Source organism: Novosphingobium sp. (assembly GCF_031417815.1).
Classification (GTDB): domain Bacteria; phylum Pseudomonadota; class Alphaproteobacteria; order Sphingomonadales; family Sphingomonadaceae; genus Novosphingobium.
The window spans coordinates 136,528-156,871 of the sequence record NZ_JANOWI010000041.1 but is presented as its reverse complement, the minus strand read 5'-3'; the positions used below and the strand labels follow the sequence as shown (position 1 = coordinate 156,871).

The window sequence follows — 20,344 nt, the reverse complement described above, 5'->3', positions numbered from 1 at the left end:
CAAACCTCGCAGTCAGCTCATTCCACGCAGCAACTGGGCCATCTGCGAAATGGACCCTGAAACGAGTTCAGGGTGACGGGTGTGGTGGGGCGATAGTGGAGTGCACCCTCAATCCCCGCGCTTGCCCTTGTGCTCACCAATCAGGCCATCAAGCGCCGCAATCCGGTCGCGCTCCGGGGTGCCGCGCGCCAGACCCTTGAGCCGGCACGTCGCCCACAACTGCTTGCGCTCGCTCTCCAGCGCCTTGAGGTACAAATCGGCCATCAGCTTTCCATCCAATCGCGGAAGAAGCTGTCACTGGCTTCACGCAGGGCGGTGAGGGAAACTGACTGCTCGCTGCCGCTTTCGATGTATTTGAAAGTGCAGGCTTGGCCGCCGGTTTGACCAACCGGAACCGCTATCAATCCGGCGGCATCGGTGCGGGCCTTGATCGCGGCAAAATCCTTGGTGGTCACAAGGTAGCGGCCCTGGTCTTCGCCGAAGTAAAGTCCTGCCAGTGACGGCATACCGGGGGCGATCTGGCTGACGAAGCCGATGTTTCCGGCCAGCGCCATTTCGGCCATGGCCACCGCTGCGCCGCCATCCGCGCAGTCGTGCACCGCGCTGACAAGGCCATCGGCGATCAGAGCGCGCACTATTTCGCCCGCTGCGCGTTCCTTGACCAGATCAACCGGCGGCGGCGCGCCCGCTTCGCGGCCATGCAATTCGCGCAAGTAGAGCGATTGACCCAGATGGCCTGAGGAATGGCAGATAAGGACGATCAGATCACCCTCAGCCTTGAACCCAATCGTCGCCATCGTCTGATGGTCGTCAATTATACCAACCCCGCCAATCGCCGACGTCGGCAGGATGGCCGAGCCACCGCCAGTCGCCTTGCTCTCGTTATACAGCGACACATTACCGCTCACGATCGGATAGTCCAGCGCACGGCAGGCATCGCCCATGCCGCGCAAGCACTCGACGATCTGGGCCATGATTTCGGGCCGCTGCGGGTTGGCGAAGTTGAGGCAATTGGTGATTGCCAGCGGCTTGGCACCGACTGCTGACAAATTGCGATAGGTTTCCGCCACCGCTTGCTTGCCGCCTTCGTAGGGGTCGGCGTAGCAATAGCGCGGGGTGCAATCGGTGGTGATCGCCAGCGCCTTCTTGTGCCCGTGGATCCGCACCACTGCCGCGTCGCCGCCGCTTTTCTGCAGCGTATCGGCGCCGACCTGGCTGTCATACTGCTCCCAGATCCAGCGCCGGCTGGCGAGATCAGGGCAAGCCATCAGCTTGAGCAGGTCCGCGCCGATATCGGTGCTTTCGGGCACATCGCCCAGCGGCGCGACATTTGCCCAGACCTTGTAGTCCGCAAGGCTCAGCGCCGGGCGATCATACAGTGGCGCGTCCTCGGCCAAGGGACCCAGCGGAATGTCGCAGACCACCTCGCCCTGCCAGGTCAGCACCATGTGGCCGGTATCGGTCACTTCGCCGATCACCGCGAAGTCCAGCTCCCACTTCTTGAAAATCGCCTCAGCCATCGGCTCCTTGCCGGGCTTGAGGACCATCAGCATCCGCTCCTGGCTCTCGCTCAGCATCATTTCGTACGGCGTCATGCCCTGTTCGCGGCACGGCACCTTGTCCATGTCGAGAATGATCCCGGCCTTGCCGTTGGTGGCCATTTCGACCGAGCTGGAGGTCAGCCCGGCCGCGCCCATGTCCTGGATCGCGACGATCGCGTCGGTCGCCATCAGTTCAAGGCAGGCCTCGATCAGCAGCTTTTCGACGAATGGATCGCCGACTTGCACCGTCGGGCGTTTTGCATCGATATCATCGCCGAAATCGGCGCTGGCCATGGTCGCGCCGTGAATTCCGTCGCGTCCGGTCTTGCTGCCGACATAGACGATCGGATTGCCAAGGCCAGTGGCGGCGGAATAGAAGATCTTGTCCTGATCGGCCACGCCAACGGTCATCGCGTTGACCAGGATATTGCCATCGTAAGCGCTGTGGAAATTGGTTTCGCCGCCCACGGTGGGCACGCCCACGCAGTTGCCGTAACCGCCGATCCCCGCGACCACGCCCTTCACAAGCGACTTCATCTTGGGGTGCTTGGGATCGCCAAAACGCAGCGCGTTCATGTTGGCAATCGGCCGCGCGCCCATGGTGAAGACATCGCGCAGGATGCCGCCCACGCCGGTCGCCGCGCCCTGATAGGGTTCGATGTAGCTCGGGTGGTTGTGGCTCTCCATCTTGAAGATTGCCGCCTGGCCATCGCCGATATCGATCACGCCCGCGTTCTCGCCCGGGCCGCAGATCACCCACGGCGCTTCGGTGGGCAGTTTCTTGAGGTGCAGGCGGCTCGATTTGTAGCTGCAATGCTCGGACCACATGACCGAGAAGATGCCCAGCTCGACCATGTTTGGCTCACGCCCCAGCGCGTGGAGTACGCGGGCATATTCTTCCTCGGACAGCCCGTGCTGGGCAACGACATCAGCAGTAATTTCGGCCATGCGCGGGCGCATAGCGGCGGAGCGCGATTCTCGCCAGTGCTCAAACACCCTTTGGCGGGGAAATCTGCCTAGCCTGGCCTTCGTATGACCGGCAGCAACGTTGCTTCAGGGCTTGGTGTGGGGTCGGGCTGTGGAACCGGCGGTAGTCGGCGGACCGGTCCCACCGGCGGCGGTTCCACTTGCGGACTGGCGCTTGGGCGAGTGGTTGGGGCGGGACTGGGACTTGGCCCGGGCTGTGTGCGGCGCTGGATCGGCACCTTGCTGAAAAGACCAGGAAAGACCGGCTGCCGTGCTGTAGCCACCCGGCAATACTTGTTATCGAAGGGCGCATAGGCTTCGCGGCATAACTCAACCGGGACTACGCCGATGCTGCTCTGCGCCTGCACAACCTTTGGGCCATCGGGGGTCATCACAACTTTGGGACCTGCAGGCACTGTTTTGGGTTCAGCCGGGCAATCGAGCCCTTTCTCCCCGTTTTTGCGGCGTACGCAGCCCCAGCTGATAGCCGCATCAAACGACTGGCGGCGACCGGCCAGTTCCAGATTGAAGGTGTCGCCACACCAATTGCGCGATCTCCCAGCCCAATAGGCCGGTCCTTGGCCGCCAACCAGGGTTGCAGGTCCGCTATAGCCATTGTCATGCGCGCGCGCGGCACCGGCGCCCCAGTTGACCAAGGTCCGAAGCGGCGCTTCAACGCTATCGCGGCAGGCCTGCAGCAGCGGTTCCTGCCATTTGCCGATATGCGGAATGGCCCAATCGAAATGATCGACGGCCAGTTTGGGCAATGTGTCGTTCCGCCACGATTGCTGCGCCATCTGAACCTTGACCGGGTAATCGGCCAACAGTTCCCCGGCCGCCTTGTTTACTTCCTGAACCCAACGCGCGTTCAGTTCCTTGGCAAGAGGTTCAAAGGCTTGGGCATTGACGTCAAGCAGGTTGGCGGGAAGCGGCGAAACCTTATGTATGGCCAGCAATTCGGAAACCCTTTGGTTGACCGTTCCCGAACCCAGCGCATCACCCGACAGGAAATAGCTGGCCACGCCGACTTGATCGATCACAGCGTCGATCGCTGGTGAATTTGGGGAACTGCCACCACTGGGGTTGGACCACGAACCAAGCCTTGGCTGTGGGACCGCGATCATCCGTGCCAGATGGTCAGGATCGGTCAGTCGTGCGGCAATCCCTTCGCCAAGGCGCGGCACGAAGTCATTCTGCCACACAGCGGCAATATCGAACTTGACGATCGAGAGCTTCCCTCCCGGGAAATGATAGTTGAACTTGTTCGGATCATCCTTGTCATCGTCGGGGCAATAGATTCCGGTGAAGCAGGTAACTGCAGTACCCGCGCCGACCAGACTGTTGACCACCGTTGTGCCGACTTCCTTGGCAATGGAGCCGGTTTTGTTGATCGCGGAGGCACTGAAATTGACGATGGCTCCGGCGTACGTGTTGCAAACGATACCGCTTCCCGGCACCTGCCCGAATGCGGCGCAGGCCACGGTCAATCCCAGCGAGCTCACCAATTTGGGGAAGTTGCCCGATTTGGCCAGCTCGTAGATATAAACGGTGTAACTGATGTCAGCCATCAGGCTGCCCATCTTTTCGCTGATCTGGCCATTCGCGGCATTTTTTGCGCAGGTTTCAACCGCAGTGCCGCCGATGGCACAAACAATTATCGGTCGGGCCGGGCGCAGGTCTGGATTTACAGCGCCGATCGCCAGGTCAATCAGCTCGTCATTTGAAAGAGCTTGGCTGGGTGTGCTCGACGTGGCCATCAAGAACATGGCCGACAGTGACGCCAGTGTTGGATATCGCATCAGCCGATCCTCCTCGCGCCATTTTTGGCGAATGCGGCTCCACACTGCCCAAGAGAGTTGGCTGGACAGTTCAGCTTCGCGCGCTTTCTCCTATCCACCATGCCGTCCAGGTCGACAGGCCAAAGGCGAAGAACGCCAGCAAGCTGGTGGCCATCGTTACTTCAGTATCAACCGGGCCAAACCAGTTGACGGCTTGCAGCACCAGCAGGATCAGGCCCAGAGCATAGACCCGGCCAATCGCGGGCCGGCGATGCTTGTTGTAGAACCACAGCGCGCCAAAGGTGATGCCCAATTCCAGCGGCATTTCGATCCATGGATAGTTCCACAGACCAAGGCCCAGCTTGGGCGGCGATCCGGTGATCGTCAGATCAGGGATATGGACCAGCAGATCGAGCAGCCAGTGCGATACCACCACCGCGGCGGCGAACACCCCGGCGGTCCGGTCCTTGGTCAAGAGCCAGACCAGCCCGAAATAAACCATCGCAAAACCCAGCGTGCCTTTCAGGCTGTGGGTGGCCGGCATGTCATAGAGGTCCATCGGGTTCATCGCCGAGATGCCCGGCGTGATCCGCATATGCTCCCACCCCAGCAGCAGGAACCCAAAGAACAGCCAGTCAACCAGCTGGGCGGCGATGAACAGTGTGGCGAGGCCCGGTTTCTTCCGGACCGCGCCGACTACCAGCGCCGGTGCCCAGTGGCCGATGAACATGGCTGGATCAGCCCATTTCGCCGCCGGCAGCCTTGCCGAGCTGCTCAAGCAAACCCAGCTTGGTCAGTGCCAGCACGGCAAGACCGGCCGCAAGCCCGCTGGCCGCCGCGCCCCAGGCCAGATCGATCAGCGTGACTTCGGTGGGCCAGCGCCTCAGCGTTGCCTGGTTGGTCAGATCATAGGTCGCGTAGGCGGCAAAGCCGAAGAAGGCCCCGCGCATCACCGCCACTGCGGTGCCCTGGATCGTGCCCCCGGCCTGGTTGAACATCAGGCCCGGAATAACCGCGAAGAACGTCAGCGCGGCAACGTAGATGAAATAAAACGCCACCGCCGGGCCGACGCGGATCTTTTCGGCCAGCAGATCGCCCAGCGCCGGGCGATAGAGCAGCGGAGCGGTAAAGCGTAGCCACACAGCGTCAAGCGCTCCGAAGAACAGACCGGTCGCGATATAGGCGAGAAACCATTTGAGGATCATGAAAACTCCTGTGCGCGGCCTCGATGCCGCGTTGCCATGCAACTTGACCGCTGCGCCGCGCGCGGTCAATGCTTGTGTCATGAGTGATACCGAACCCGACATTGCCGCGATGAGTTTTGAAGATGCGCTGCGTGCGCTGGAAGACATCGTTCGCAAGCTGGAAAGCGGCGAAGTGCCGCTTGATGCCACGATCGGACTGTATGAGCGCGGTGAGCAGTTGCGGCAGCACTGCCAGGCGCGGCTTGATGCGGCACAGATGCGGATCGAAAAGATTGTGGCCGGGGCTTCGGGCGAAGCGGCCGGCACCGCCCCGTTCGACGCCTGACCATGGCTCCACCCGATCCGCTGCTGGCCGCTTCGCTTGGTGCCATCGCGCGCGATATCGACTCGCTGTTCGATGCACTGCTGCCTGCTGGCGCAACGGGTGTGCTGGCGCAGGCCATGCGCCATGCCGCGATCGGCGGGGGCAAGCGGCTTCGCCCGCTGCTGCTGACCGCCACCGCCGCGATGTATGGGGTTGATCGCACGCAGGCGCTGCGGGCCGGAACCGCGATCGAGGCGATCCATGCCTATTCGCTGGTGCATGACGACTTGCCCTGCATGGACGATGACGATCTGCGCCACGGCAAGCCAACGGTCCACAAGGCCTTTGGCGAGGCAATGGCGGTGCTGGTCGGCGATGCCTTGCAGGCGTTTGCGTTCGAAGTGATCGCCGATCCTGCCACCAGCGGCGATCCGTTCGTTCGGGCGGAACTGGTCGAAGTGCTGGCGCGCGGAGCCGGGGCCGGGGGCATGGTGGGCGGTCAGGCGCTTGACATTACGGCCGAAGGAGCGGCGCTCGGCATGCGCGAAATCACCCGCTTGCAACAGCTCAAGACCGGCGCGCTGCTTGGCGCAGCGGTGGAAATGGGCGCGGTGATGGGCAAGGTTGCGTCCGAAGGCCGCTCACACTTGCGCGGTTATGCCCGCGATATCGGACTGGCCTTCCAGATCGCCGATGATCTGCTCGACCATCAGGGTGATGCGGCCAAAGCCGGCAAGGCGCTGCGCAAGGATGCCGCCGCTGGCAAGGCTACCTTTGTCGGCCTGATGGGGGCAGAACGGGCGCGCGAACAGGCGCAGATGCTGGTCGATCAGGCGATTGCTCAACTCGCCAGCCATGGCAACGAGGCAGACGTGCTGCGGGCGCTGGCCCGGTACATTGTGGAAAGGGACCATTGATGAAGCGCATCGGCGTATACCCCGGCACTTTCGATCCGATCACGCTGGGCCACATGGACATCATCGAACGCGGCGCGAAGCTGGTCGATGAACTGATCATTGGCGTCACCACAAACATCGCCAAGAGCCCGATGTTCAGTGATGACGAGCGCATGGCGATGGTCGAGCGCGAAATTGCCGGGGTCGGCAATGCCAAGATCCGTGTGGTCGGTTTCAATTCGCTGCTGATGGATTTTGCTGATGCCCAAGGGGCTCAGGTGGTGATCCGCGGCATCCGCGGGGTGACCGACTTCGAGTATGAATATCAGCTCACCGGCATGAACCGGCAACTCAACCACGATGTCGAAACGGTGTTCCTGATGGCAGACGTGGCGCTGCAGCCGATCGCATCGCGGCTGGTCAAGGAAATTGCCATCTATGGCGGCGATATTTCCAAATTCGTCAGCCCGGCGGTGCGCGATGATGTGGTGGCGCGGATTGCCGGCCAGCGCTGATCCGCCGCTTTCGAAATCCCGTTCATTGCCTTGTCAGGCAGCGAAGGCTATTCGGACGCCGCAATTGCCTTACCGTGAGTCACACACCCTTATGAAAACCCGCCTGATCGCCGCTGCCCTGCTGGGTTTGACGCTTGCCGCTGGCCCGCTTTCCGCCAAGGACAAGCCCGCGCCCACACCTGCACCGGTGCAGCTTAGCGCATACGTTGATCCCGATCCGGCCAAGGATCCTGACAACATTCTGGTGCTCGATCTGTCGAACGGCGGACGGGTGATGATCCGGCTGATGCCAGCCTGGGCGCCGGGCCATATCGAACGGATCAAGCTGCTGACCCGTCAGGGTTTCTACAACGGGATCGTGTTCCACCGCGTGATCGATGGCTTCATGGCGCAGACCGGTGATCCCACCGGCACCGGCACCGGCGGCTCGTCCATGCCCGACCTCAAGGCCGAATTCAACTTCATGCCACATGTGCGCGGCACTGTTTCGATGGCGCGGACCGAACAGCCCGATACTGCCAACAGCCAGTTCTTCATCGTGTTCTATCCGCGCTTTGCACTCGATCACCGCTACACCAATTTCGGCCGGGTGATTTCGGGCATGGATATTGTCGATGCAATCCAGCGCGGCGAACCGCCCGCCAGCCCTACCAAAATTGTCCAGGCCTCGATCCTGTCCGATGGCAAGGCGCAGCCGGCCCCTGTAGCGGCCCCCGCGATGCCGTCGATTTCGGCCAGCCAGCTGAACAATTCGAAATCGAATTGATGGCGTCGTCCTGGGTCAGGCCCGGGATGACGAGGTATCATGCGCGTTGATCTGTTTGATTTTGAGCTTCCGCCAGAACGGATAGCGCTGCGCCCGGCGCGGCCGCGCGATGCGGCGCGGATGCTGGTGGTAACGGGCGAGGGCGCCTTTCAAGACCGCGGCGTGCGCGATCTGCCCGGTCTGTTGCGCAAGGGTGATGTGCTGGTCTTCAACGATACCCGCGTGATCCCGGCGCAGCTTGAAGGGCGACGCGGTGCGGCAAGGATCGGGGCAACGCTGCACAAGCGGATCGACCTGCGGCGCTGGCAGGCGTTCGTGCGCAATGCCAAGCGGCTGCGCCCCGGCGATGTGATCGAATTTGCTGGCGGGGTTGCCGCCAGCGCCGAAGCGCGCGGCGATGATGGCAGCTGGACCTTGGCGTTTCACGGCGAAGAACCCGTCGAACTGCTGCTCGAACGCGCTGGGCAGATGCCGCTGCCGCCGTACATCGCGGGCAAGCGCCCGACCGATGCGCTGGACCAGGCCGATTATCAGACGATGTTTGCGGCGCAGGATGGGGCTGTTGCGGCACCCACCGCGGCATTGCATTTCACCCCCGGCCTGATGGCTGCGCTGGCCAAGGCCGGGATTGGCCATGAAACGCTGACCTTGCATGTCGGGGCGGGGACCTTTCTGCCGGTCAAGGCCGAGGATACCGCCGATCACAAGATGCACGCCGAATGGGGCACGATCTCTCCGCAAGTGGCTGCGCGGCTTGGCGCGGTGCGCGCGGGTGGGGGCAGGGTGATTGCAGTCGGCACCACCAGCCTGCGTCTTCTCGAAAGCGCGGCAGATGATGCCCGGACGATCCATCCCTTCAGCGGCGATACCGCAATTTTCATCACCCCGGGCTACCGCTTCAAGGGCGTTGACGGGCTGATGACCAACTTCCACCTGCCCAAATCGACGCTGTTCATGCTGGTTTCGGCGTTGATGGGGCGCGCGCGGATGCAGGCGGCCTATGCATATGCTATCACGCAGGATTACCGCTTTTACAGCTACGGCGATGCGTCGTTGTTGCTGCCCGAGGGCTGAGCGGGGAACAACGACTTTGTATCGATTACCCGGTTGATCAGGGCATCGTCAGGTGGCAATCGGCCGTCGAGCATCAGCATGGCGAGGCCGTGTGCCACGGCCCAGGCCTGCAAGGTCAGCCGTTCGGCATTTTCGCCGCCAAACTGTTCGGAATAGCTGCGCAACAAGCGCGAGGGTTCGTCGCTGCTGTTGGTTGGCGATCCGGCGTGGCCGGCGTGGGTGAAGGTCAATCTGAACAGCGCGGGATTGTCCAAAGCAAAGTGGACATAGGCGCGCCCGGTGGCCGCAAATCCGGCTGGCCCGCCGCCGGCATGTTCCGATGCGATGCGCTGTGCTTCGCCCAATCTGGCAATTCCGCTTTCAGCCAGCGCAGCCAGCAGCGCCTTCTTGTCGGGAAAGTGGCGATAGACAGCCGTTGCCGAGACGCCAACCTCGCGGGCCAGCTGGCGCAGCGAAATGTCCGTTTCGCCGCCCGCTTCGAGGTGGCGCAGCCCCGCCTCGACCAGCGCCGTGCGCAGATCGCCGTGGTGATACGCTTTCGATGTTGACACTGTTACCATGGCCTCTATGTTTACAGCAGAAACATTAAGAGGAGATTCGCGAGATGGCAAGCGTAGTCGAAACTGCAATCCGCGGCGTGGTGACCAAGGGCATCCAGGCAGTGGCCGGATTCAACCGCGTGCGGATGGATGGCGAAGCCGAACATCCGTTCCTGACCGGCATCCACACCCCGATGCATGAAGAGCGCACGCTGACCGATCTCAAGGTCACCGGATCGATCCCCGCGCAGCTCGCCGGGCGTTACGTCAGGATCGGGCCCAACCCGTTCAAGCCCGATCCGCGCGGGCATCACTGGTTCATTGGTGATGGCATGGTCCACGGCGTGCGGCTGAAGGATGGCAAGGCCGAATGGTATCGCAACCGCTATATCCGCAGCCAGATGCTTGAAGCTGCGGGAGGCCCCAAGGCCGCACCGGGTCCGCGCCGGTCGCAGCGCGACGGGGTCAACACCAATGTGGTCCAGATCGCCGGCCAGATCACCGCGATCGTCGAAGCCGGGTCTTCGCCGGCGCTGCTTGACGACAATCTGGAAACCGTGGCCTACACCGATTTCGGCGGCACCTTGACCGCGCCGTTCACCGCCCATCCGCACGAAGACCCGCTAACCGGTGAATTCCACGCAATCACCTATGATGCGATGGCGCCCGACCGGGTGTGGCACGTGGTGCTGTCCCCGGAAGGCAAAGTGGTGCGCGAACTTGCGATCCCGGTTGAACACGGCCCTTCGATCCACGAATGCACGATCACTGAAAACTATGTGGTGATCCTCGACCTGCCGGTGACGTTCTCGATGAAATCACTGATCGCGGGGCAGGGCTTCCCCTATCGCTGGAACCCGGAACACAAGGCCCGGGTCGGCCTGCTGCCCAGGACCGGCGGAGCGGACAACGTGATCTGGTGCGATGTCGATCCGTGCTATGTCTTTCACGTCGCCAATTCCTATGAAGACGCTGAAGGCAAAGTCATCATCGATAGCGCGGTCTATGAAACGATGTTTTCCGAAGGCGCCGAAGGACCGAACGGCAATTCGGCCGGGTTCGAACGGTGGACCGTCGATCCGGCGACCCGAAAGGTTGCCCGCCGCACCATCGATGCTGCCCCGCAGGAATTCCCGCGTCCAGACGAGCGCTTCTTCGGCCAGCCCTATCGCTATGCCTGGGCAATCGGCATTCCCGGTGATGCCAACCCGGCGTACCTTGGCGAACAACCGCTGTACCGCCACGATCTCGCAACGGGTGAGCGCCAGGTTTGCCACTTCGGGGCAGGGCGCGTTCCGGGCGAATTCGTGTTCGTGCCGCGCAGCCATGACGCACAGGAAGGCGATGGCTGGATGATCGGTTACGTGATCGATACCATCAGCGATACTACCGATCTGGTCATCCTTGATGCCGCCGATATCACCAAACCGCCCGTTGCGGCCGTGCATATTCCGCACCGCATTCCGCCAGGCTTCCACGGCAATTGGCTGCCCGACGCTTGACCGAGGTCATGACAAGCTGCCGCTCCCTGGTCTAAGCCGGGCCGGGGAGGGCGGCGTGACAGATCCACGTTCTGAACAGATCGAGACCGGTCTTGGCCGCGCGGCTGAGGCACTGGGCGATGTCACCCAGCCGGTGATGGATCTGTTTTACGCGCGCTATCCCGGTGCGCGGGCCAGCTTTGTCCACCATTCCCCGCACAATCCCGCCAGCCTTGAGGCCGAGATGGTCGGCAACACGCTCTATTATGTGATGCGCTGGTTTGAAAACCCGGTGGAGGCGCGGATCTATTTCGATACGTCGGTGCCGCAGCACCGCGTCGCGCTGGGCGTGCCGCCTGATTGGTATCGCGGATTTATCGAGGCCTTCCTCGACGTTGTCGAACCTGCCGCAGCGCCCGCCACCGAATCCGAGAAGGCGGCCTGGGCTGCGGTACGTGATGGGCTGGTCGGGCTGGTCGAACGCAACAGGCATATTTGAAACCCTTGCATTTCAATTTCAAATCGCCACTTGTTGCCGCGATGAATCAACCGATCCTGTCGCTGCGCGGCCTCACCAAACATTACAAGGATGGGCCGACGGCGCTGGAAGCGGTCGATCTGGATATTCGCCGCGGCGAAATTTTTGCGCTGCTGGGGCCGAACGGGGCAGGCAAGACAACGCTGATCGGCGCGGTCTGCGGTCTGGTGCGACCATCGGGCGGGACCATCACCGCGTTTGGTCAGGATCTTGCGAAGCAGTGGCGCGATGCGCGCCGCCGGATTGGTCTGGTCCCGCAGGAAATGGCCACCGACATGTTCACCAAGGTGATCGATACGGTGCGCTTTTCGCGCGGGCTGTTCGGCCTTGCGCCCGATGCGGCGAAGATAGAGACGATCCTGCGCAACCTTTCGTTGTGGGATAAGCGCGACAGCCAGATCCGGCACTTGTCAGGCGGGATGAAGCGCCGGGTGCTGATTGCCAAGGCGCTGGCGCACGAACCCGAACTGCTGTTCCTCGACGAACCCACCGCCGGGGTCGATGTCGAGCTGCGCCGCGATATGTGGCGCCAGATCGGCGAACTGCGTGATGCCGGCACCACCATCATCCTGACCACCCACTACATCGAAGAGGCCGAGGAGATGGCCGACCGGGTGGGTGTGATTGACAACGGCAAGCTGCTGCTGGTCGAGGAAAAGCGCGCGCTGATGGCGCGGATGGGCAGCGTGACGGCCGAGATCATGCTGGCCCAGCCGCTGACCGCGCTGCCGGCGGCTTTGGCGGGCAAGCAAGTCGCGTTGAAGGACGAGGGCAGGCTGCTGGTCTTCACCGGCGATGGCGGGACCGATGCAGCGCGCGAAGGCGTGGCCGACCTGATCCGCACGCTGGTGGCGCAAAACATTGTGTTCACCGGGATCGACCAGCACCAGTCGAGCCTGGAAGACATCTTCGTGCGTCTGGTGGAGAACGCGTGATGGGCCACTTCAACGCGCGCGGCGCCTTCGCGATCTACTGGAACGAACTGATGCGGGCGTTCCGCACCTTCTTCCAGTCGATCTTCGCCCCGGTGCTCACCACTTCGCTTTATTTCGTGGTGTTCGGCGCTGCGATCGGCGGGCGCATCGCCGAGGTTGGCGGAGTAAGTTACGGGGCCTTCATCATCCCCGGCCTGCTGTTGCTGACCTTGCTGGGCGAAACGACCAGCAACGCCAGTTTCGGGATCTATATGCCGCGGTTTACCGGCACGATCTATGAACTGCTGTCGGCACCGGTCGGCGTTGCCGAGACGTTGGTCGGCTTTGTCGGCGCGGCGGTGACGAAATCGCTGATCCTGACCGCGATCATCCTGATGACGGCCAGCTTTTTCGTCGATTACCATATCGTTCACCCGTGGCTGGCGCTGATGTTCGTGGTGCTGGTGGCATCGGCTTTCGCGCTGTTCGGGTTTATCCTGGGCTGCTGGGCCGATGGGTTCGAGAAGCTGGGCATCGTCCCGCTGCTGATCCTGCAGCCGCTGACGTTTCTTGGCGGCACCTTCTATTCGATCGACATGCTGCCCGATCCGTGGCGCACCGTCGCGCTGTTCAATCCGATCGTTTATCTGGTCAGCGGGCTGCGCTGGTGCTTCACCGGCCAGGCCGACATTGCCTTTGGCACCAGCATGGCCATCACCTTTGGCTTCCTGCTGCTGTGCATCGGCGTGATCACCACGATCTTCCGCACCGGCTGGCGTCTGCGCGCCTGACCGTATAGAGGGCGGCGCCATGTCTGCCGTCCCGCGCTTCGATTTCGCCGTCCACGCCCGCGATGGCAAGGCCCGCACCGGTATGATCCGGATGCGCCGCGGCGAAATCCGCACGCCTGCGTTCATGCCGGTCGGCACCGCCGCCACGGTCAAGGCGATGAAGCCCGAAACGGTGCGCGCCACCGGGGCAGATATCCTGCTGGGCAACACCTATCACCTGATGCTGCGCCCCGGCGCAGAGCGCGTGGCGCGGCTGGGCGGGCTGCACACGTTCATGAACTGGGACCGCCCGATCCTGACCGACAGCGGCGGCTATCAGGTGATGAGCCTTTCGGAACTGCGCAAGATTACCGAGGACGGGGTGACCTTCGCGAGCCATATCGACGGTTCGCGCCATTTGCTGACCCCGGAACGGTCGATGGAAATCCAGCGGCTGCTGGGCAGCGATATCGTCATGGCGTTCGACGAATGCCCGCGCGCCGATGCCCCGCCCGATGTGATCGCAGAATCGATGCGGATGTCGATGCGCTGGGCCAAGCGCAGCCGCGACGGGTTCGATTCGGGGTCGGAACATGCTGAGCGAGCGGCATTGTTCGGGATCCAGCAAGGCGCATTGGACCAAGTCTTGCGCCGCGAAAGCGCCGAAGCGCTGCAGGCGATCGGCTTCGATGGCTACGCGATCGGCGGGCTGGCGGTGGGCGAAGGGCAAAAGGCGATGTTCGCCGTGCTCGATTATGCCCCCGATATGCTGCCGCAAGATAAGCCCCGCTACCTGATGGGGGTCGGCAAACCCGACGATCTGGTCGGCGCGGTGGAACGCGGGGTCGATATGTTCGATTGCGTACTGCCGACCCGCTCGGGCCGCAACGGGCAGGCCTTTACCTGGGCGGGACCGGTCAACATCCGCAATGCAAAGCACGCCGAAGACAGCGCCCCGCTGGCGCAAGGCTGTCCGTGCGATGCCTGCAGCAAATACAGCCGGGCCTATCTGCACCACTTGGTCAAATCGGGCGAAATCCTTGGCGCGATGCTGCTGACCGAACATAACCTGACTTTTTATCAGGCCTTGATGGCGGGCATGCGCAGCGCCATCGCGGAAACGCGCTTTGTCGCATTTGCTGCCGATTTCCGGCGTGATTATCTGCGCTGAGCCGATTGCATTCGCAGCCCGCACATAACAAATTCGTATGCGGCCATTTCCCTTACGGGAGCTTGGCCCTATAGGCCGAAATCGACGTCCCAATCCCCAGGGGAGCCCAACTTGGCCAAGACTGCACCGAAGAGCAAAGCTGACGCCGCCGACGAACCCTTTGCGCTGCGCAGCTTGCAAGACGCACTTGAGACCAGCCCGCGCTACGCGGCAAGCGATGCGGAATTGCTGCAGTTCTACGAGACGATGCTGCTGATCCGCCGGTTTGAAGAAAAGGCCGGGCAACTTTATGGCCTCGGGCTGATCGGCGGGTTCTGCCACCTCTACATCGGCCAGGAAGCGGTTGCGGTGGGGCTGCAATCGGCGCTTGAGGAAGGCAAGGACAGCGTCATCACCGGTTACCGCGATCACGGCCACATGCTCGCCTATGGGATCGACCCCAAGGTTATCATGGCCGAGCTGACCGGGCGCGGTGCCGGGATTTCCAAGGGTAAGGGCGGGTCGATGCACATGTTCTCGACCGAGCATAAATTCTATGGCGGCCACGGCATCGTCGGCGCACAGGTGCCGCTGGGTGCAGGGCTGGCGTTCGCGCACAAGTACCGCGAAGATGGCGGCGTCTGCATGGCCTATTTCGGCGATGGCGCGGCCAACCAGGGCCAGGTCTACGAAGCCTTCAACATGGCTGCGCTGTGGGCCCTGCCGATCGTGTTCGTGGTGGAAAACAACGGCTATGCGATGGGCACCGCGGTCAACCGCGGCAGTGCAGAAACCCACTTCCACCGCCGCGGTACCGCGTTCCGCATCCCCGGCATCAGCGTCAACGGGATGGACGTGCTCGAAGTGCGCGCCGCCGCCGAAGTGGCGCTGAAGCACGTCCGCGGCGGCAAGGGTCCGGTGCTGATGGAACTGGTAACCTACCGTTATCGCGGCCACTCGATGTCCGATCCGGCCAAGTATCGCAGCCGCGAGGAAGTGCAGGAAATGCGCGACAAGCACGATCCGATCGACGCTGCCAAGGCCGAGCTGCTGAAGCGCGGCGTAACCGAGGAGCGGCTCAAAGAGCTCGAAAAGACGATCCGCGCTGCGGTGGGTGAAGCTGCCGATTTTGCCGAAAATTCGCCCGAGCCCGAAATGAGCGAACTCTACACTGACATTCTGGTGGAGCGCTACTGATGGGTATCGAGCTGAAGATGCCGGCGCTTTCGCCGACCATGGAAGAGGGCACCCTGGCCAAGTGGCTGGTCAAGGAAGGCGACACGGTCAAATCCGGCGACATCCTTGCCGAGATCGAAACCGACAAGGCGACGATGGAGTTTGAATCGATCGATGAGGGCGTGATCGGCAAGATCCTCGTGGCTGAGGGCACCGAGGGGGTGAAAGTCGGCACTGTGATTGCGGTGATTGGGGAAGGCGAAGAAGCCCACCCCCGACCCCTCCCGCAAGCGGGTGGGGTGCCTGTCGCGCAACCTTCCCCCCTCCCGCTGGCGGGTGGGGTTGGGGGTGGGCCAGTGCGTCCCGAAGCGGCAGCCCGACCGTTAGACCCCAGCATCCCCGCCGGCACCAACATGCGCCAGATCACGCTGCGCGAAGCCTTGCGCGATGCCATGGCCGAGGAAATGCGGCGCGACGACCGCGTGTTCGTGATGGGTGAGGAAGTGGCGCAGTATCAGGGCGCCTACAAGGTCACCCAGGGGCTGCTCGACGAATTCGGTCCCAAGCGAGTGATCGATACCCCGATCACCGAATACGGCTTTGCCGGGATCGGCACCGGGGCAGCGATGGGCGGCCTGCGTCCGATCGTCGAATTCATGACCTTCAACTTCGCGATGCAGGCGATCGATCACGTGATCAATTCGGCGGCCAAGACCAACTACATGTCGGGCGGGCAGATGCGCTGTCCGATCGTGTTCCGCGGCCCCAACGGCGCGGCCAGCCGGGTGGGGGCGCAACACAGCCAGAACTATGGGCCGTGGTATGCCAGCGTGCCCGGGTTGATCGTGATCGCGCCGTATGATGCGGCAGACGCCAAGGGGCTGTTGAAGGCCGCGATCCGCAGCGAGGACCCGGTGGTATTCCTCGAAAACGAGCTGCTCTATGGCCGCACTTTCGAACTGCCGGAACTTGACGATCACGTGTTGCCGATCGGCAAGGCGCGGATCATGCGCGAGGGCAAGGACGTGACGATCGTCAGTTATTCGATCGGCGTCGGACTGGCGCTGGATGCCGCCGAGGCGCTGGCCGCAGAGGGCATCGACGCCGAAGTGGTCGATCTGCGCACGCTGCGCCCGCTCGATACCGAAACGGTGCTCGCCTCGCTCGCCAAGACCAACCGGATCGTGGTGGCGGAAGAAGGCTGGCCGCAATGCGGCATTGCCAGCGAGATCATCGCAGTGTGCATGGAGCAGGGCTTCGACAATCTCGATGCGCCGGTGCTGCGGGTCTGCAACGAGGATGTCCCGCTGCCTTATGCCGCCAATCTGGAAAAGGCCGCGATCATCGATGCGCCGCGGATCATCGCGGCGGTCAAGCAGGTCTGCTATCGCTGATCAGGTGAACGTATCGTAGATTTTGCAATCGGCGATCGGCGTGCCGGCGTTGCGCTTGTAAATGTCCCATTGGTCGCGAACGTCCCGCACGACGAAGCTGGAATAGGATTTTATCGTGGTGGAACTGATGAATCCTGTGCTGAATATCGGCTGATAATCATATGTAATTTCAACAAAAATAATCGGGGTTTCGGGTTCGGGGTAAACCTCCTCACCGGCTGGACCCAATCCTTTTTTCATCGCGGAATTCTGGACCCCATAGTCCGATTTGATCGGCTTGACGCCTTTGCAGCGCTGCCAGGCAATGTAAGGCGTCCCGCCGGTGGTTACGACGCCGTTGGCCTTGTGATTGTCGGGCTTCCAGATCTCGTAGCTGGATACGATGACCCGTCCGCGTTGATACAGATTGAGACCTTTGCCGGCCTGGATGTTCGCGCCCAGCAGCAAGTCATTGACGTCCTCTTCAAAGATCTTGCGGTCCTGCAGGGTGGCGCTATCGCCAATTCTTGAGGCATTGTCAGCGACGTGGATCGCCAGCTGATTGACCTTCATCGTGACCAGGGCGTAATTGGCAAGCTCGATACCCCACAGGCCCGCCATCAGCAGGAATGGCGCACCAAGGGCAAATTCGACCATTGCAACCCCGGCGTTACACCTGGTCAGTCGTGGATCTTTGAACGTGCCAGTCATATGCAGTTTCCGGTCTTCGGAAGCGTTTGCCCCTGCTGGCCGTAAGGCTGATTGCGCAGCACCGTGGAGGTCGCCATTGTGAAGGTCTTGGATTGGCCGGGGATGAATGCCGCAATCGGGAAAAGCCGGTTGTAGGACACGGACACGGTATAGAGCACGGCATCGCGTGCCCCTCCAAAGCCGTCCTTGCCCATGTCCTTGTCCCACGTACCATTGCCGTTGGCATCCTCGAACGCCTCGCCATTGTCGCATATGCCTGAGGCATTGAGGTCGGTGTAATCTTCAGGCCGCGCAACCGCAGTGAAGTTCGAATAGGACTTGCGCCTGAAAGTCAGCGTGGCACCTGGCGCGATCGCGCGCACTGCTTTGGTTACCATGCTGTCGAGCTGGGCAGAACTGGTCGCGGCGCTTTCGATTGTGGAATCGCGCGCGGATTTCTGGATCGCGCCTTGCAGCATCTGCGCCGTGTACATGTTGTGGCCCAGGTCAAACAGACCGAACAGCATCGTCAGCAGGACCGGCGCGACCATCGCGAATTCGACAGCGGTGGCGCCGCTTTCATCGCGCATAACCGTTGCCGGGCCCCGCAACGTCATTTCGAGATCCTCAGATCGCCCATCTGCGCAGCGATCTTGTTGAAAACATCGCCAAGCTGCGAGGCCGTGGATGCCTCGAAATAGTGACCCGGGCCAGCGCATTGCGTCATGACCGGGTTGAGCGCGGTGCCAAAGCCGATCACCCAGACCGTGATGTTGCGCTTCTTGACCTCATCACAGGCCACGCCGAAGCGCTTTTCGACCACTTCGTCGAGGCTGATCCCCGATTCCGCCTGCGAGCGCCAGCGCCGCCGGTCAAGGCCGTCAACTCCGTAAGATCCATAGACGATATCACGGGTATTGGTCTCGCCATCGGTCAGAAAAATCATGTGGCGCGATGTTGGCTTGCCCGGCACATCGGCGTTCTCGCTGGCAAACAGACCGGTGGGCGAGAGGATCCTGCCGCCCCAGATCATGCCGATGTCGTGATAGGTAGCGCCGTCTGGGTTCAGGGTATTGAGATAGGCCTGGACATCTGACGCGGTCATCTCGCCCATCTTGCGCGCCGCTGCCGGGCACGCGGCATTGCCGGCCCAGGCGGGATTGAGATAGTAGTCCGCAGTGTCGACCGCGGGAACGCTGAAACTGCCGGAGCCATCGGAGTCTAACGTGCGTTCGAAGATCATCTCCGGCAGCATCGGGCGCCATTGGGTTTTGGCCTGGCCGGGAGTCGGAACCAGATCGATGTCAAGATCAAGCGCGCGCGTCAGGTCGACATTGGCCCAGTCGGTGATCTCGTATGTGTCGCGTTCTTCGACACAGCCGGTGTTGTAGATTGGATAGGGATTGGGCGCCGAGCTGTAGTTGTTGCCTTCGATTTCAGCCTGGACGCTGCCATAGACCGGAGCGTCCTGGCCCGTGGCGCCTTTCAGCGAGGACACGTCCACTTCAACCGGAGCGTACTTGTAGGTATAGTTGAAATAGGGGGCGTTCTTGGCATATTTCCAAGTCGTACGCTGGGAAAAATTCGTAAACACGTCACCGGTGATGGTATAAAGACCATCGGCCAGCATGCAGTTATAATCGGTCCCGTTTGACAGGGAGTCGTAATAGTATTCGTGGGGCGATGCGCTCACCTCCACCGTCGGACCATATGTCGTTCCCTTGGTGTCTGCGGGGCACGTGGCACTTTTCGGAAATGTCTTGCTTTCGGACGTTCCACCCAGCTGTGTGTATGTCACAGTATAATAAGAGGCGGTGGTTTGCGTGGGCGTGTTGGGCCGGCGCGATTGATAGCTCCACTTGTCGACCATCCAGTCAGACTTGAGGATATCGGCGACGCGAACGTTGGCGGAATAGGGCAAAAAGCCATAGCGCACTCGCGTGCCCGGTGACTTGCTGCCTTCAAGCTGGGCGTGGAAATCCTTGACGACCTTTTTGAGGACATCGATCCGCGGGATGTTGTCGCTGGTCTCCTGGGCCATCGAACCGGTGGTATCGAGCACGAACATGATGTCGGTGTTCGAAAAGTTCAGTTTCGCGGCGCATTTCACATCAACCGCGACATTGGTGGCGCCGAACAGGTACATGATTGAAGTGGGCACATCGACATGAGCGACCCCGCTGATCGCGAAATCGGATTCCAGCGTCATGACGAAGCTGCGGTTCCTGGTGCCGTAAGATCCGTTGCGGAAGTTCTGGTTGAAGAACCTTTCGCCCGTGGTCTGAACGTCGGCCGGGACCGTTCCCGTCAGCACGATCTGCGAACCAAGCTTCTTGCGCGCGGCCAGCACGCCGGCGTCGCAGGCCTGTTGCAGCCGGCTTTGCGACAGATAGCTGCGCCCCATGTCAATCCCGCCGCCGACCAGCGCCAACAGCGGGAACAGGCCCGCTGCGATCATCGCGATGGTGTTGCCCGCACGGTCACGCAGCAGCTGGCGAGAGAGGCCGGCGGCGGCATGGGTGCTAGCAATGCGATTGCGACCGGTCATCAAAGGGCCTTTGACAAGGAATCCTGCAACCTCAGCCATAGCCGCAAGGCGTAAGGCATTGATGAATGCGCCTGGTTAATATGTTGATGTAAGTTAGGCACTTGTGCCCATCACCGCGGA

21 protein-coding genes are annotated in these 20,344 nt (G+C 61.9%); 12 read left to right on the top strand and 9 right to left on the bottom strand.

Annotated features, from left to right (window positions below; genetic code table 11):
* Positions 1 to 108: 108 nt before the first annotated feature.
* The 5 genes from RMN99_RS10500 to RMN99_RS10480 all read right to left on the bottom strand — a co-directional run bounded on the left by RMN99_RS10500 (position 109) and on the right by RMN99_RS10480 (position 5,490).
* Complete coding sequence (locus tag RMN99_RS10500) at positions 109 to 264, bottom strand: hypothetical protein (protein ID WP_309623267.1); 156 nt, start codon at positions 262 to 264, stop codon at positions 109 to 111.
* Positions 264 to 2,489 carry a phosphoribosylformylglycinamidine synthase subunit PurL gene (gene purL, locus RMN99_RS10495; protein WP_309623266.1) on the bottom strand — a complete coding sequence of 742 codons (2,226 nt, stop codon included), beginning with the start codon at positions 2,487 to 2,489 and terminating at the stop codon, positions 264 to 266. Before purL ends, RMN99_RS10500 begins: the two co-directional genes overlap by 1 nt.
* A 68-nt stretch (positions 2,490 to 2,557) precedes the next feature.
* A complete protein-coding gene (locus RMN99_RS10490) occupies positions 2,558 to 4,306 on the bottom strand; it encodes a hypothetical protein (RefSeq protein WP_309623265.1) in 1,749 nt (582 codons plus the stop codon).
* A gap of 70 nt (positions 4,307 to 4,376) precedes the next feature.
* Positions 4,377 to 5,063, bottom strand: coding sequence for a hypothetical protein (locus RMN99_RS10485; RefSeq protein WP_309623264.1), 687 nt, complete (start codon positions 5,061 to 5,063; stop codon positions 4,377 to 4,379).
* A complete protein-coding gene (locus RMN99_RS10480) occupies positions 5,023 to 5,490 on the bottom strand; it encodes a DUF2177 family protein (RefSeq protein ID WP_309623263.1) in 468 nt (155 codons plus the stop codon). The genes RMN99_RS10485 and RMN99_RS10480 overlap by 41 nt, the downstream gene beginning before the upstream one ends.
* A gap of 79 nt (positions 5,491 to 5,569) precedes the next feature.
* On the opposite strand from RMN99_RS10480, the gene RMN99_RS10475 reads away from it, so the two are divergent.
* The 5 genes from RMN99_RS10475 to queA all read left to right on the top strand — a co-directional run bounded on the left by RMN99_RS10475 (position 5,570) and on the right by queA (position 9,045).
* Positions 5,570 to 5,815 (top strand): exodeoxyribonuclease VII small subunit, encoded by a 246-nt coding sequence (locus RMN99_RS10475; protein ID WP_309623262.1) that lies wholly within the window; start codon positions 5,570 to 5,572, stop codon positions 5,813 to 5,815.
* A gap of 2 nt (positions 5,816 to 5,817) precedes the next feature.
* A complete protein-coding gene (locus RMN99_RS10470) occupies positions 5,818 to 6,711 on the top strand; it encodes a farnesyl diphosphate synthase (protein ID WP_309623261.1) in 894 nt (297 codons plus the stop codon).
* On the top strand, positions 6,711 to 7,205 hold the full coding sequence (gene coaD / locus RMN99_RS10465) for a pantetheine-phosphate adenylyltransferase (RefSeq protein ID WP_309623260.1): 495 nt from the start codon (positions 6,711 to 6,713) through the stop codon (positions 7,203 to 7,205). Before RMN99_RS10470 ends, coaD begins: the two co-directional genes overlap by 1 nt.
* Positions 7,206 to 7,296: 91 nt before the next feature.
* A complete protein-coding gene (locus RMN99_RS10460; RefSeq protein WP_309623259.1) occupies positions 7,297 to 7,971 on the top strand; it encodes a peptidylprolyl isomerase in 675 nt (224 codons plus the stop codon).
* 39 nt (positions 7,972 to 8,010) lie between these two features.
* A complete protein-coding gene (gene queA / locus RMN99_RS10455) occupies positions 8,011 to 9,045 on the top strand; it encodes a tRNA preQ1(34) S-adenosylmethionine ribosyltransferase-isomerase QueA (RefSeq protein WP_309623258.1) in 1,035 nt (344 codons plus the stop codon).
* Here queA and RMN99_RS10450 read toward each other — a convergent pair.
* The gene (locus RMN99_RS10450; RefSeq protein WP_309623257.1) at positions 9,009 to 9,605 is read right to left on the bottom strand and encodes a TetR/AcrR family transcriptional regulator; all 597 of its coding nucleotides are present in this window, start codon (positions 9,603 to 9,605) and stop codon (positions 9,009 to 9,011) included. The genes queA and RMN99_RS10450 overlap by 37 nt on opposite strands.
* A 44-nt stretch (positions 9,606 to 9,649) precedes the next feature.
* On the opposite strand from RMN99_RS10450, the gene RMN99_RS10445 reads away from it, so the two are divergent.
* The 7 genes from RMN99_RS10445 (at position 9,650) to RMN99_RS10415 (ending at position 17,007) form a co-directional block, all read left to right on the top strand.
* Positions 9,650 to 11,086, top strand: a complete 1,437-nt coding sequence (locus RMN99_RS10445; protein WP_309623256.1) for a carotenoid oxygenase family protein — start codon at positions 9,650 to 9,652, stop codon at positions 11,084 to 11,086.
* Between the two features lie 55 nt (positions 11,087 to 11,141).
* Positions 11,142 to 11,564 (top strand): hypothetical protein, encoded by a 423-nt coding sequence (locus RMN99_RS10440; RefSeq protein WP_309623255.1) that lies wholly within the window; start codon positions 11,142 to 11,144, stop codon positions 11,562 to 11,564.
* A gap of 41 nt (positions 11,565 to 11,605) precedes the next feature.
* Positions 11,606 to 12,538 carry an ABC transporter ATP-binding protein gene (locus RMN99_RS10435; protein ID WP_309623254.1) on the top strand — a complete coding sequence of 311 codons (933 nt, stop codon included), beginning with the start codon at positions 11,606 to 11,608 and terminating at the stop codon, positions 12,536 to 12,538.
* Positions 12,538 to 13,308: an ABC transporter permease gene (locus RMN99_RS10430; RefSeq protein ID WP_309623253.1), complete on the top strand. Its 771-nt coding sequence runs from the start codon at positions 12,538 to 12,540 to the stop codon at positions 13,306 to 13,308. Before RMN99_RS10435 ends, RMN99_RS10430 begins: the two co-directional genes overlap by 1 nt.
* A gap of 19 nt (positions 13,309 to 13,327) precedes the next feature.
* Positions 13,328 to 14,458 carry a tRNA guanosine(34) transglycosylase Tgt gene (gene tgt, locus RMN99_RS10425; RefSeq protein ID WP_309623252.1) on the top strand — a complete coding sequence of 377 codons (1,131 nt, stop codon included), beginning with the start codon at positions 13,328 to 13,330 and terminating at the stop codon, positions 14,456 to 14,458.
* Between the two features lie 111 nt (positions 14,459 to 14,569).
* The gene (pdhA, locus tag RMN99_RS10420; protein WP_309623251.1) at positions 14,570 to 15,634 is read left to right on the top strand and encodes a pyruvate dehydrogenase (acetyl-transferring) E1 component subunit alpha; all 1,065 of its coding nucleotides are present in this window, start codon (positions 14,570 to 14,572) and stop codon (positions 15,632 to 15,634) included.
* Positions 15,634 to 17,007, top strand: coding sequence for a pyruvate dehydrogenase complex E1 component subunit beta (locus tag RMN99_RS10415; protein ID WP_309623250.1), 1,374 nt, complete (start codon positions 15,634 to 15,636; stop codon positions 17,005 to 17,007). The genes pdhA and RMN99_RS10415 overlap by 1 nt, the downstream gene beginning before the upstream one ends.
* Here RMN99_RS10415 and RMN99_RS10410 read toward each other — a convergent pair whose 3' ends face one another.
* From RMN99_RS10410 to RMN99_RS10400, 3 genes are read right to left on the bottom strand one after another with little or no spacing between them, the layout of a single operon-like run.
* Positions 17,008 to 17,643, bottom strand: a complete 636-nt coding sequence (locus RMN99_RS10410; RefSeq protein WP_309623249.1) for a pilus assembly protein — start codon at positions 17,641 to 17,643, stop codon at positions 17,008 to 17,010.
* 50 nt (positions 17,644 to 17,693) lie between these two features.
* Positions 17,694 to 18,293 carry a TadE/TadG family type IV pilus assembly protein gene (locus tag RMN99_RS10405; protein ID WP_309623248.1) on the bottom strand — a complete coding sequence of 200 codons (600 nt, stop codon included), beginning with the start codon at positions 18,291 to 18,293 and terminating at the stop codon, positions 17,694 to 17,696.
* Positions 18,290 to 20,224: a VWA domain-containing protein gene (locus tag RMN99_RS10400; RefSeq protein WP_309623247.1), complete on the bottom strand. Its 1,935-nt coding sequence runs from the start codon at positions 20,222 to 20,224 to the stop codon at positions 18,290 to 18,292. Before RMN99_RS10400 ends, RMN99_RS10405 begins: the two co-directional genes overlap by 4 nt.
* Between the last annotated feature and the right edge of the window lie 120 nt (positions 20,225 to 20,344).